This is a genomic window from Vreelandella halophila (genome assembly GCF_019903425.1).
Lineage (GTDB): Bacteria > Pseudomonadota > Gammaproteobacteria > Pseudomonadales > Oleiphilaceae > Halospina > Halospina halophila.
The window spans coordinates 2,194,396-2,207,364 of sequence record NZ_JACHUZ010000013.1; the positions used below are offsets into that span (position 1 = coordinate 2,194,396).

Here is a 12,969-nt window from a genome sequence, read left to right on the forward strand (position 1 = left end):
ATCATGGGGCCTGGAATCGGCGCACGCAGCGGTATCATGACGCTGACCATCAAGGACAAGGCGGTACTCTATGCCGCCTACATGCCCTTCGTCCGCAATGGTGGCCTCTTCATTCCAACCCAGAAGAATTACCGCATGGGCGACGAGGTCTTTCTGCTGCTCAACCTGATGGATGAGCCGGAGAAGATTCCGGTTGCCGGCAAGGTCGTCTGGGTTACTCCCAAAGGAGCCCAGGGTAATCGTGCTGCTGGTGTGGGTGTCCAGTTCAATGGTGACGACGAGACCGCGCGCACCAAGATCGAAGCTTACCTGGCCGGGTCCCTGAATTCGGACCGCCCGACCCACACTATGTGACCATGGCCAACGGTGAACCGGAACAGCTGACACTGGAGGTCCCCGCAGGCACCCTGGGCGCACTCGCCTGGGGCGATCCTTCCTCCCCCCTGATCATCGCCTTTCACGGCTGGCTGGATAACGCCGCGAGCTTCAGTCGGCTGGGGGCGGCTCTCGCCGGCAGCTATCGGGTGGTGGCGGTGGATCTGCCGGGCCACGGTCTCTCCTTCCACAGGCCACCGGGCGCAAGTTACGAACTCCTGGACTATGTGCGGGACCTGGCACCACTATTTGACCGGTTGGCGCCGGAAGGCGCTGTTCTGCTGGGGCATTCGCTGGGCGGGATCATTGCCAGCTTGCTCAGCGTGGCGATGCCGGAGCGGGTGAGGGCGCTGATGCTGGTGGACAGCCTTGGGCCGCTTACCGGCGATGCAGAATCCTTTCCTGACCAGCTCAAGCGGGCCGTTGACCGGGTGCGCCAGGGCAGTCGCGGGCGCTCGCCCCACTACGCGGATATTGGGGAAGCCATCGAAGCGCGCATGAAGGGCCGCATTCCGCTTTCCCGCATCGCCGCCGAATGCATTGTTCCGAGAAGTCTTCAGCGGGATCAGCAGGGCTGGCAGTGGGGAACGGATGCAAGACTGCGCTATCCCTCCATGCACCGGCTGGAAGAAGATGAAGTGAATGCCTATCTCGCGGCCATTGCCGCCCCCACCCTTCTCATAAGGGCCAGCCATGGCATGACTGCCTTCAAGCCGGAATGGATCGAGCACCGGCTGCCCAGTCTTGCCAACGCTGAGGTGATGGATGTGGAAGGGAGCCATCACTGTCATCTGGACGCGGATGTCGAGGGTCTGGCCGAGGGATGCCTGAGCTGGCTGCGCGGCATTCCTTCCGCGCCCTTGCAATAACCACCCGCCGAACCCATTGTCATTTCAGGATCCGGATCTGAAGGGAGCAGGTGATGAATGAACCACAGACCGTGGCGCTGGTGCTCGGCAGTGGGGGTGCCCGGGGCTATGCGCATATTGGCGTGATTGAGGTGCTCAGGGAGCAGGGCTACAACATCGTGGCCATCTCCGGGGCCAGTATGGGGGCGCTTATTGGCGGCATGTATGCTGCTGGCAAGCTTCAGGCCTACAAGGACTGGGTCACCGGCCTGGATCAGCTGCAGCTGCTGCGCCTTCTGGACTTCTCCCTGGGGTCCCCAGGCGCGATCCGGGGTGAAAAGGTCTTCGGTGTAGTGCAGGAAATGCTGGGGGATCTGTGCATCGAGGATCTGCAGATTCCCTTCACAGCGGTGGCCACGGATCTGCTGGCGCATCAGGAGGTCTGGTTCCAGGAAGGGCCATTGCATCAGGCGGTGAGGGCCTCCACGGCCATTCCCAGCGTGATCACGCCGGTGATGCTCCACGGGCGTGTGCTGGTCGATGGCGGCCTGCTTAATCCCCTGCCCATCATTCCCACGGTGGCATCCCATGCGGATATGATCATGGCCGTGAACCTGAGCGGCAACGACAAGCGCTATGCCAATCTGCCACCACTTGATGAGTGGGCATCCCGCGAGCGCAAGCAGAACGAAGCGGCCGCCGAGGCTGCGGCACAGGCGGCGGCTGACGAGGAAGTGGATCCCGCGGAAGAGGTGGACGCCTCGCCGGATGAGTGGCTTGACAGGCTCAAGCAGCGTGCCGCCCGCTGGTTTGATTGGGACAGTCAGGACACTGCCGCGCGGCGCCGTGGCCGGGCCAGCAGTGAGGAGCAGGCCCTGGCCGAGGCACAGAAACGCCATGCCCGGGAAACCGCGGCTGGCAGAGGCAACGACGGCGACGATGCACGTGCCGTGAGCCTGCAGGAGCTGGGACTGGGCAAGTTTGATGTCATGAACCTGGCGATCGAGACCATGCAGGACTCGCTGACCCGCTACAAGATCGCCGGCTATCCGCCGGACATACTGATCAACTTCCCCAAGCACGTGTGCCGCTCGTTCGATTACCATCGTGCCCCGGAGCTGATCCAGCTGGGCCGGATGCTGGCGGAGGATGCCCTGGAGGACCATCGCAACGCGGGCACCGGCGAGCCCCGGATACCGGGAATGAACCGCCAATAACTGGTACAATCCCGGGTTTTACGGGATGATTACCGGGAGTAATGGGTGAGCACCGAGGCCATTGAACAACTCCAGACCGTGCGCGATTGGCTGCGTTACGCGGTGTCACGGTTCACTCAGGCCGGCGTCTGGTGCGGTCACGGCACCGACAGCCACTGGGACGACGCGGTGCAGCTGCTGATGCAGACCCTCCATCTCCCCATGGACAATAACGTTCAGTTCCTGGATGCCCGTCTGACCCGCTCCGAGCGGGAACAGGTGCTTGAACGCATCGAACGCCGTGCCCGGGACCGGGTTCCGGTTCCGTATCTCACCGGGGAAGCCTTCTTCATGGGGCTGCCTTTCCACGTGGATGAACGGGTCCTGATCCCGCGCTCGCCCATCGGTGAGTTCCTGGCAACGGAAGGCGAGCCCTGGCTGGCAGGGCGGCCCGTGGAGCGCATTCTGGATCTGTGCGCCGGCAGCGGCTGCATCGGTATCGCGGCGGCCCATGTATTCCCGGAGGCCCACGTGGATCTAGGCGAGGTGTCGCCCGGAGCGGTTGAGGTGGCGGAAAACAATATCCGACGCCATGACCTGGAAGGGCAGGTGCGGGCCGTGACTTCGGACCTGTTCGACAGGCTCGATGGCCCCTATGACCTGATCCTGGCGAATCCGCCCTACGTGGATGCCGGTGATATGGCGTCTCTGCCACCGGAATACCGGCATGAACCGGAGCTGGGACTGGCGGCCGGCAATGATGGCCTGGAGCTGATGCGCCGTATCCTGCGGGAGGCACCGGCGTATCTCGCGGAAGATGGCGTTCTGGTGGGCGAGGTGGGCAACAGCCAGCCGGCTCTTGAGGCCGCCTTTCCCGGCGTGCCCTTCACCTGGCTTGAAATTGAAAACGGCGGTCACGGGGTCTTCGTGGTCGACGCGCAAACACTGGCGCAGGCGGCGCCCCTGCTGAATGGATAGAACCCATGTCTGGCAATTCCTTCGGAACACTCTTCACCGTCTCCACCTTTGGCGAAAGCCACGGGCCGGCCCTGGGCTGCATCGTAGACGGCTGCCCGCCCGGGGTGCCGGTTTCTGCCGAGATGATCCAGGAAGACCTGGATCTGCGGCGGCCGGGCACCTCCCGGCATACCACGCAACGGCGCGAGCCGGACGAGGTCCGGGTGCTGTCCGGCGTCTTTGAGGGTGTGACCACGGGGGCACCCATCGGTCTGCTCATTGAGAACACGGACCAGCGCTCGAAGGACTATTCGAAGATCAAGGACCAGTTCCGGCCCGCTCACGCGGACTACACCTACTGGCACAAGTACGGCATCCGCGACTACCGCGGCGGTGGCCGCTCCTCGGCGCGGGAGACGGCCATGCGCGTGGCGGCCGGTGCCATTGCACGGGCCTTCCTGAAGGAAAAGGGCATCCGCATCCGCGGCTGCATGACCCAGCTCGGGCCCATTGAGCTGGGCATGACGGACTGGTCCGCTGTGCATGAGAACGCCTTCTTCTGCGCCGAGCCGGAGAAGGTTCCGGAGCTGGAGGCCTTCATGGACCAGCTGCGCAAGGAGGGGGATTCCGTTGGGGCGCGCATCCGGGTCGAGGCGGACGGTGTTATCCCGGGTCTCGGTGAACCGGTGTTCGACCGGCTGGACGCGGACTTGGCCAAGGCCCTGATGAGCATCAACGCCGTGAAGGGCGTGGAAATCGGGGCCGGTTTCGAGAGTGTGAGCCAGCGGGGCACCGAGCACCGTGACGAGATGACGCCGGACGGGTTCCTCTCCAATAACGCCGGTGGCGTGCTCGGAGGCATCAGCTCCGGGCAGCCGGTGGTGGCCAGCATGGCGCTCAAGCCCACCTCCAGCCTGCGGCTCCCGGGGCAGGGGATCGATGTGGACGGTAATCCTGTCGAGGTGGTGACCACGGGCCGGCATGACCCCTGTGTCGGCATCCGCGCCACCCCCATTGCGGAAGCCATGATGGCCATCGTGCTCATGGACCATTACCTGCGCCACCGCGCCCAGAATGCGGATGTGCAGGTGGAAACGCCGGATATCGAAAAGGCCCGCCGCCAGCAGGAGGGCTGATATGGCGGCCTCCGAGGCGGGGACCTACTGGCGCCTGTCCAACCTCTATCTCTGGTTCTTCGCCGCCCTCGGGGTCTTCATGCCCTACTGGGCGCTCTACCTCGAGGACCAGGGCTTCCGTTACATCGAGATCGCCCTGCTCATGGCCACGCTGCAGGGCACCAAGATCATTGCCCCCAATCTCTGGGGCTGGCTCGGGGACCGTACCGGCAGGCGGCTGCGGCTGATCCGGTTCGGTTCCCTGCTGGCGCTGGTGTGCTTCAGCTTCGCCCTGTTGCGGCCTGGATTCTGGGGGCTGATGCTGGTGATGCTCTCGTTCAGCTTCTTCTGGAACGCGGTGCTGCCGCTGTTCGAGGTCATCACCCTGCACAACCTGGGCACCAGTTCCCGGCGCTATGGCCGGGTCCGTCTCTGGGGGTCGGTCGGGTTCATCCTGTCGGTGGCCGGGTTCGGGGCGGCGCTGGATTACATGGCGGTGTCGATCATGCCCTGGCTGGTGCTGCCCCTGTTTGCCGGGCTCTTCATGGCGTCGCTGTTCGTCCATGACGAGCCGAGCACCCGCAGGAAACCCCATCACGGGTCGGTTACGGCTATCCTGAAGCGGCCCGAGGTCTGGTCCTTCTTCATCCTGAACTTCATGCTCCAGGCCAGTCACGGCCCCTACTACACCTTCTTTTCGATCCATCTTGAGCAGCTCGGCTACGCGAAGATCAGCACCGGCGCGCTCTGGGCCCTGGGCGTACTGGCGGAGGTCGGGCTCTTCCTGGTGATGCACCGGGTCCTGTCGGTCTACCCGATGCGGGCCATCATGCTCTGCGCGGCCGCGTTGACGGCGCTGCGCTGGCTGGTGATCGCGGAGTTCTCGCAGTTCCTGTGGATCCTCCTCGGGGCTCAGCTCCTGCACGCGGCCTCCTACGCCGCACTGCACGCGGCGTCGGTGCACTACATCCGGGTTCAGTTCGGTGAAGGGCATCAGGGACAGGGGCAGGCGCTTTACAGTGGCCTGACCTACGGGGCGGGCGGTGCTTTCGGTGCTTGGATTTCCGGGGTGCTGGTGGAGTGGGAAAGCACCGTCGCCGCCTTCCACGGCGGCGCCGGCTTCATGCTGTTGGGGATTGCCGCTGCCTGGCTCTGGATGCGGCCGGCGCCGCAAAGGGCGTACGCCAGCCAGTAGTCGCGGCGGACCAACCCTTACGGCTCCTCAGAGGTTGTCGAAGTCACTGGCGTCGTGGCGCTCGGGCAGCTTGGTGCCTTCCTCGCCCCAGGTCTTGTTGACGATCCGGCCCCGTTGCACGGCCGGACGTTCAGCAATCTCATCCGCCCAGCGGACCACGTTGGTGTAGGTGTGCGCTTCCAGGAATTCGGCGGCGTCATAGACCTTGTTCTTCACCAACGCGCCATACCAGGGCCAGATCGCCATATCCGCAATCGTGTACTCATTCCCGGCAATATAGCGGTTCTCCGCCAGCTGCCGGTCCAGCACATCCAGCTGGCGTTTGACTTCCATGGTGAAGCGGTTGATGGGGTACTCGTAGGATTCCGGCGCGTAGGCGTAGAAATGACCGAAACCACCACCCAGCAGCGGCGCCATGCCCATCTGCCAGAAGAGCCAGGACAGGGTCTCGGTGCGCCCGTGGGTATCGCTGGGCAGGAAGGTGCCGAACTTCTCGGCCAGGTACAGCAGGATGTTGCCGGATTCAAAGATCCGCAGCGGCGGGTTCTGGGTGTGGTCCATCATCGCCGGGATCTTGGAGTTCGGGTTAACGCTGACGAAGCCGCTGCTGAACTGGTCGCCTTCCAGGATACTGATGGGCCAGGCATCGTATTCGGCCTCCGAATGGCCGGCTTCCAGCAGTTCTTCCAGCATGACCGTCACTTTTACGCCGTTGGGCGTGGCCAGTGAATAGAGCTGCAGCGGATGCTTGCCCACCGGCAGCTCCTTTTCGTGGGTGGGGCCGGCGATGGGGCGGTTGATGCTGGCAAAGCGTCCGCCACTGGCGTCTTCCCACTTCCAGACTTTCGGGGGCGTGTAGCTGTTGTCGCTCATGGTCGGAATCTCTCGCTGCATTGGTTTAGTTCCCACGGCAGAGCGTGGACAGCATGGAGTATGCCATCCGTTGGCGGTACTGAGCAGGGGGCAGAAAAAGGCGCTGTTTGTTACAGAACGTGCCGGGGCTCAGTAGGCATCCCGAATCAGGTCGATACCGGGCTTGAGAACGCGGCGCCACTGCGCATCCAGTGTCGGATCGTACTCGGGATCGTGCTTGCTGACGGCCTGCATCAGCGCATCCAGCCAGAGGGAATACCATTCGGGCAAGATGTTGTAGCCGTGTCTTGAGTGGCTCTGGCCGAGCTGTTTCAGCTTGGTATCGGGCATGCCGCGAGCGTATAGGATCAGCTGCATGATGCCATTGCGCAGGAGGTGGCGCTGCTGCTTCATGTCCGTATCGCGGAACTGGTCCTTGATGGTCTGCGAGCTGCTCATGAAGTAGTCGTAGAAATCGATGAAAAACTGCTCGTCTTTGCAGACCCGCCCATAACTCTGGAATACCGCTTCCACTTCCGAGCTGTCCATGAAATCCCCTGTCTCTTTTGTGCCTGTCTATGATTGCCCGGGATTATAGATCAGTCGGCCGGGTTGGGCACAGCTTGGCGGATTCCTCATCGGCTTTTTATAGGCACGGGACCGCCAGTGCCTTTCCCTGAACGGTTTCAAGAAGCGCGCGGGCCGCTCTTCCGGGTTCCCGCCCCCTGACGCCAACGGCGCCCAGCATTCGGGTTACAGGCTCCGGAACATTGAGAGCTACCAGGGTGCTGTCGAGCATGGTGTTGGGCAGAACCGACCACCCAAGCCCCACACTGGTCATCATCTTGATGGTTTCCAGGTAGTTGGTGGGCATCTGGGCATCCAGTGTGATGCCGTGCTGGAGAAAGTGGTGGGAGACAACCCGGTAGGTTTCAGTATTGCTGTCGGGAAGGATGGCCTGGTACTGGGCGATGTCTTTGGGCGTCAGCTGAGGCTTCTGGGCCAGAGGGTGGTCCGGGCCACAGACGAAACTCATAGGGTCTTCCCAGGCAAACCAGACCTGGAAACGCTCCATGATCCGGTCATTGAGTGTCACCCATGCAAGTGGGGCGTCGTGCTGGTGGAGCTGCTGGAAGACCTGTTCGGATTCGAGGAACTGGAGGTTGAAGGTCAGGTCGGGATGGGCCTTCTGCAGGGTGCGCAGCCAGTTGGGAAGATGGTGCAGGCCGATGTGGTGGCTGGTGATCAGCGACAGGGGGCCGTGCATCCGGTCGTCCAGGCTGGTGAGGGCTTCGCGGGCGTTGTGGAGTTCGTCCAGGACTTTCCGGGCATGGGGCAGCAGGGCGTGGCCGGCGTCGGTCAGCCTGAGGCTGCGGCCGCTGCGTTCGATGAGGGGGCGGCCCGTCTGGTGTTCGAGGGTAGCGATGCGTTTGCTGACGGCGGATTGGGTGAGGTGCAGGGCTTCTGCTGCCTCGGAGAAGGAGCCGGTGTCGATGACGGTGGTGAAGGCGATCAGTGATTGGGTGTCCATTTCTGCAGGCTTTTCCAGCGTGGTTGCAGGGAATGAGGTGGTGGCAGTCCCTCACGGGAAACGCTGTGAATACATCCCTGTACGCTGCTCTTCCGCCATCCATGGCTCCAGAGCTTCCCGTGAGGGACTGCCACCACCTCATTCCCCAGAGTGTGTTGCCGTTCGCGAACGTGCTCCAAGCATAAGCTGTAGGAGCCCGCCTTGCGTGCGATCCGGGTTCGGATTCCAAAAAGGAATCCGTTTCAGGAAAAACATGAATTGAAGTGATCTGATCAGAGTCTGTACCATTAACGAACAATCGGTCAAACCACGTCAGCTCCGTTATGGGGGAGGGCGTGGCCGCTCGCAACGGGAGTAGCGCCATGAGTGGCAAGACACTGTACGACAAACTCTGGGATGCCCATCTGGTGAAGGAGCGTGCTGACGGCTCCTGCCTGATCTACATCGACCGGCACATGCTGCATGAGGTCACGTCGCCCCAGGCGTTTGAGGGGCTGCGGTTGGCCGGGCGTAAGCCGTGGCGGATTGATGCCAACCTGGCGACGGTGGATCACAACGTGCCAACCACGGGGCGTGAGAATGGGGTTGAGGGGATCGAGGATCCGATCTCGCGAACCCAGGTGCAGACGCTGGATGCCAACTGCAACGAGTTCGGCATCGTGGAGTACGGCATGAGCGATCAGCGCCAGGGGATCGTGCACGTGATCGGGCCGGAGCAGGGGGCGACCCTGCCGGGGATGACGGTGGTGTGCGGGGATTCGCACACGTCTACTCACGGGGCTTTCGGGGCGCTGGCGCACGGCATTGGTACTTCCGAGGTGGAGCATGTGCTGGCGACCCAGTGCCTGGTGCAGCAGAAGTCGAAGAACATGCTGGTGCAGGTCGACGGTGAGCTGAAGCCGGGGATCACGGGCAAGGATGTGATGCTGGCGATCATCGGTAAGATCGGCACCGCTGGTGGTACCGGTTATGCCATCGAGTACGCGGGTTCGGCGATCCGCAGCCTGTCGATGGAGGCGCGTATGACCATGTGCAATATGTCCATCGAGGCTGGCGCCCGTGCCGGCATGGTGGCGGTGGATGATAAGACCATCGACTACGTGAAGGATCGGCCCATGGCCCCGAAAGGTGAGATGTGGGAGCGCGCGGTCGAGTCCTGGCGCGAGCTGAAGAGTGATGATGATGCCGATTTCGACAAGGTGGTTCATCTGGACGCGGCTGACATTGAACCCCAGGTGAGCTGGGGTACGTCGCCGGAGATGGTGACCAATGTCGGTGATCGCGTGCCGGACCCGGCGAACGAGTCGGATCCGATCAAGCGCGAGGGCATGGAGCGTGCCCTGAAGTACATGGGGCTGGAACCGAACACGCCGATGACGGGGATCAAGCTGGACCGGATCTTCATCGGCTCCTGCACTAATGCCCGCATCGAGGATCTGCGTGAGGCAGCATCCATCCTCAAGGGGCAGACAATTGCGTCCTCGCTCAAGCAGGCAATGGTCGTACCCGGCTCCGGCATGGTGAAGGCCCAGGCCGAGCGGGAAGGGCTGGATCGGATCTTCCTTGATGCTGGTTTCGAGTGGCGTGAGCCGGGCTGTTCCATGTGTCTGGGCATGAACCCGGACCAGCTGGGCGAGGGCGAGCACTGCGCGTCCACGTCCAACCGCAACTTCGAGGGCCGGCAGGGCTTTGGCGGGCGCACCCATCTGGTGAGCCCCGCTATGGCGGCGGCCGCGGCGATCCACGGCCATTTCGTGGACATTTCCGACTACTACGACAGGGCGGGGTGAGATCATGAAGGCATTCACCAAGCACACAGGGCTGGTTGCACCGCTGGATCGGTCCAATGTCGATACCGACATGATCATCCCCAAGCAGTTCCTCAAGTCGATCAAGCGCACCGGCTTCGGGCCCAACCTGTTCGACGAGTTGCGCTACCTTGATGAGGGCCAGCCGGGCAAGGACAACAGCCAGCGTCCGCTCAATCCGGATTTCATCCTGAACCAGGCCCGGTACCAGGGCGCCAGTGTCCTGCTCGCGCGCGCCAACTTCGGGTGCGGCTCCAGCCGTGAGCACGCCCCCTGGGCGCTGGAGGATTTCGGGTTTCGGGCGATCATTGCCCCGAGTTTTGCCGATATCTTCTACAACAACTGCTTCAAGAATGGCCTGTTACCGCTTGTTCTGAAAGAGGAAGAGGTCGATGAGTTGTTCCGGGCGGTGGAGTCGGTCGAGGGATATGCCCTGACCGTGGACCTTGAGAACCAGACGGTTTCCACGCCTGACGGTAAGGTCTATCACTTCGAGGTGGATGAGTTCCGGCGCCACTGCCTGCTCAACGGCCTGGACGATATTGGCGTGACGCTTGAGGATGCGGACGCCATCAGTGCCTACGAGGCGCGTCGGAAGCAGGAGGCGCCCTGGCTGTTTCCTGCCGGGTGAGTTCCTGGAAACGGTTCCGGATCGCCTGCGGGGGCAGGTTCCTACAGTAATACATCAGTTTTCATCTGTAGGAGACCGCTTTGCGGGCCATTTTCGTAATCACCCTCGAAACTGGATTACTGGACAAGGATCATGGTGCTATGACACAGAAAGTACTCTTCCTGCCGGGCGACGGCATCGGCCCGGACATCATCGAGCAGGCACGCGCGGTTCTTGGGCACGCCAATGAACGGCTTTCCCTGGGACTCGATTTCGAAGAGGCGTTGGTGGGCGGTGCGGCAATCGAGGCCTCAGGAAGCCCGCTTCCGGACGATACCATGGCGAAAGCGCGTGAGGCTGGCGGCATCCTGCTGGGTGCCGTGGGCGGCCCCAAATGGGATCACCTGGAGATGGCAAGCCGGCCGGAGAAGGGGCTTCTGGGGCTGCGTTCCAGCCTGGGCCTGTTCGCCAACCTGCGCCCCGCCTTCCTGTATCCCCAGCTGTCGGAAGCCTCGAGCCTGCGCCCGGAAGTGGTCAGTGGTCTGGACATCCTGATCGTTCGGGAACTGACCGGGGGCATCTACTTCGGCCAGCCCCGCGGCGTTGAGACGCTCGAGAACGGCGAGCGCGAGGGCTTCAACACCTACCGCTACAACGAATCCGAGATCCGTCGTATCGGGCGCGTGGCGTTCGAGTCCGCCCGCCAGCGCAACGGGCGCCTGTGCTCCATCGACAAGGCCAACGTACTGGAAGTAACCGCCCTGTGGCGGGAGGTGATGGACGGTCTGGCGCAGGAATACCCGGATGTTGAGCTGAGCCACATGTACGTGGACAACGCGGCCATGCAGCTGGTGCGCGACCCGAACCAGTTTGACGTGATTGTCACCGGCAATATGTTCGGTGATATCCTGTCCGATGAGGCGGCCATGCTCACCGGTTCCATCGGGATGCTGCCGTCGGCGGCGCTGAACGAGAGCAAGCAGGGCATGTACGAACCCTGTCACGGCTCGGCTCCGGATATTGCGGGCCAGGACAAGGCGAACCCGCTGGCGACGATTCTTTCCGGTGCCATGATGCTGCGGTACAGCTTCGGCATGGAAGATGCGGCGGGTGTGATTGAGAAGGCGGTGCAGGACGTGCTGGAGCAGGGTCTGCGCACGCCGGACGTCCATTTCGAGGGCACGCAGCTGGTGGGTACCCGCGCCATGGGCGAAGCGGTCCTCTCAGCCCTGGATGACTACCTGTAGGAGCGGCTCCTTGTCGTGGCAGGCGGGATCCCGGGCAGGCATTCAAGACATCGAAAACAGAGGCGGCACAATGAAGCGAGTAGGTCTGGTTGGCTGGCGTGGCATGGTTGGATCCGTGCTCATGCAACGGATGCAGGAAGAGAATAATTTCGCTGGAATTGAACCGGTGTTCTTCACCACATCCCAGGCGGGCAAGCCCGCGCCGGACTTCGGCAAGGAAGCGCCGCCGCTGAAGGACGCCAGGAACATTGATGAACTGAAGGCGATGGACATCATCGTCACCTGCCAGGGCGGGGATTACACCAATGAGGTCTATGGCCCACTGCGCGAGTCTGGATGGGACGGCTACTGGGTCGACGCGGCGTCAGCCCTGCGCATGGAAGAATCCTCTGTCATCGTCCTGGATCCGGTGAACCGTGGCGTGATTGATCGGGCCCTGGATACCGGACAGCGTGATTTCATTGGCGGAAACTGTACCGTCAGCCTCATGCTGATGGGGATCGGGGCGCTCCTTGACCATGACCTGGTGGAATGGATCAGCCCCATGACCTACCAGGCGGCCTCTGGTTCCGGCGCCAAGCACATGCGTGAGCTGCTGGATCAGATGGGCGCCCTTAACGGCGCCGTCTCCGATCTGCTGGCGGATCCGTCCTCCGCGATCCTGGAGATTGACCGGCAGGTAACCTCCACCATGCGCAGTGCCGAGTTCCCCACGGAGAACTTTGGTGTGCCCCTGGCAGGCAGCCTGATTCCCTGGCTCGACAAGCCCATGCCCTCCGGTCAGAGCAAGGAGGAATGGAAGGCGGGTGCCGAAAGCAACAAGATCCTCGGTCGCACCGACAACCCGGTGCCGATTGATGGCACCTGTGTGCGCGTCGGTGCGATGCGCAGTCACAGCCAGGCGCTGACCGTCAAGCTCCGCAGGGACGTTCCGCTTGCGGATATTGAAGCCATGCTCCAGGACCACAGCTCCTGGTGTGAGGTGGTGCCCAATGAGCAACAGGCCAGCATGGAAAAGCTCAGTCCGGCGTACGCCACCGGTTCGCTGAATGTGCCCGTGGGCCGGCTGCGCAAGCTGGCCATGGGCGGGGAGTACCTCAACGCCTTCACCGTGGGTGACCAGCTGCTCTGGGGTGCGGCCGAACCGCTGCGGCGTATGCTGACCATCCTGCTTGAGCGTGATGGCTGATTTCTGGACGCTGTTGCGCCCCGGTCTGGCGTGAACCGGGGCGGCA

The 12,969-nt window shown here is 62.7% G+C and carries 13 protein-coding genes; 10 read left to right on the top strand and 3 right to left on the bottom strand.

Translation table 11 applies throughout. The features are described from left to right. Positions 1-3: 3 nt before the first annotated feature. The 6 genes from H4I92_RS14545 to H4I92_RS14570 are packed head-to-tail and all read left to right on the top strand — an operon-like array spanning position 4 to position 5,686. On the top strand, positions 4-354 hold the full coding sequence (locus tag H4I92_RS14545) for a PilZ domain-containing protein (protein WP_077531261.1): 351 nt from the start codon (positions 4-6) through the stop codon (positions 352-354). Positions 355-356: 2 nt separating this feature from the next. Beyond that, positions 357-1,244 carry an alpha/beta fold hydrolase gene (locus tag H4I92_RS14550; RefSeq protein WP_077531262.1) on the top strand — a complete coding sequence of 296 codons (888 nt, stop codon included), beginning with the start codon at positions 357-359 and terminating at the stop codon, positions 1,242-1,244. A 53-nt stretch (positions 1,245-1,297) separates the two neighbouring features. Next, complete coding sequence (locus H4I92_RS14555; protein ID WP_077531263.1) at positions 1,298-2,440, top strand: patatin-like phospholipase family protein; 1,143 nt, start codon at positions 1,298-1,300, stop codon at positions 2,438-2,440. Between the two features lie 45 nt (positions 2,441-2,485). Next, on the top strand, positions 2,486-3,397 hold the full coding sequence (gene prmB / locus H4I92_RS14560) for a 50S ribosomal protein L3 N(5)-glutamine methyltransferase (protein ID WP_077531264.1): 912 nt from the start codon (positions 2,486-2,488) through the stop codon (positions 3,395-3,397). 5 nt (positions 3,398-3,402) lie between these two features. After that, a complete protein-coding gene (gene aroC, locus H4I92_RS14565) occupies positions 3,403-4,512 on the top strand; it encodes a chorismate synthase (protein WP_077531265.1) in 1,110 nt (369 codons plus the stop codon). Between the two features lies 1 nt (position 4,513). Beyond that, positions 4,514-5,686 (top strand): MFS transporter, encoded by a 1,173-nt coding sequence (locus tag H4I92_RS14570; RefSeq protein WP_077531266.1) that lies wholly within the window; start codon positions 4,514-4,516, stop codon positions 5,684-5,686. Positions 5,687-5,713: 27 nt separating this feature from the next. Here the strand turns inward: H4I92_RS14570 and yghU are convergent, their stop codons facing one another. The 3 genes from yghU to H4I92_RS14585 form a co-directional block, all read right to left on the bottom strand. Then, positions 5,714-6,559 carry a glutathione-dependent disulfide-bond oxidoreductase gene (gene yghU, locus H4I92_RS14575; RefSeq protein ID WP_077531790.1) on the bottom strand — a complete coding sequence of 282 codons (846 nt, stop codon included), beginning with the start codon at positions 6,557-6,559 and terminating at the stop codon, positions 5,714-5,716. A 129-nt stretch (positions 6,560-6,688) separates the two neighbouring features. After that, positions 6,689-7,087 carry a globin gene (locus H4I92_RS14580; protein ID WP_077531267.1) on the bottom strand — a complete coding sequence of 133 codons (399 nt, stop codon included), beginning with the start codon at positions 7,085-7,087 and terminating at the stop codon, positions 6,689-6,691. A 97-nt stretch (positions 7,088-7,184) separates the two neighbouring features. Then, complete coding sequence (locus tag H4I92_RS14585; RefSeq protein ID WP_077531268.1) at positions 7,185-8,069, bottom strand: LysR family transcriptional regulator; 885 nt, start codon at positions 8,067-8,069, stop codon at positions 7,185-7,187. A 362-nt stretch (positions 8,070-8,431) separates the two neighbouring features. Between H4I92_RS14585 and leuC the strand changes: the two genes are divergently transcribed. From leuC to asd, 4 genes are all read left to right on the top strand, one after another. Beyond that, entirely contained in the window at positions 8,432-9,859 is a 1,428-nt protein-coding gene (gene leuC / locus H4I92_RS14590) for a 3-isopropylmalate dehydratase large subunit (RefSeq protein ID WP_077531269.1), read from the top strand. A gap of 4 nt (positions 9,860-9,863) precedes the next feature. Next, positions 9,864-10,508, top strand: a complete 645-nt coding sequence (gene leuD / locus H4I92_RS14595; protein ID WP_077531270.1) for a 3-isopropylmalate dehydratase small subunit — start codon at positions 9,864-9,866, stop codon at positions 10,506-10,508. A gap of 140 nt (positions 10,509-10,648) precedes the next feature. Further along, a complete protein-coding gene (leuB, locus tag H4I92_RS14600) occupies positions 10,649-11,734 on the top strand; it encodes a 3-isopropylmalate dehydrogenase (RefSeq protein WP_077531271.1) in 1,086 nt (361 codons plus the stop codon). 70 nt (positions 11,735-11,804) lie between these two features. Further along, entirely contained in the window at positions 11,805-12,923 is a 1,119-nt protein-coding gene (gene asd, locus H4I92_RS14605; protein WP_077531272.1) for an aspartate-semialdehyde dehydrogenase, read from the top strand. Positions 12,924-12,969 lie beyond the last annotated feature (46 nt).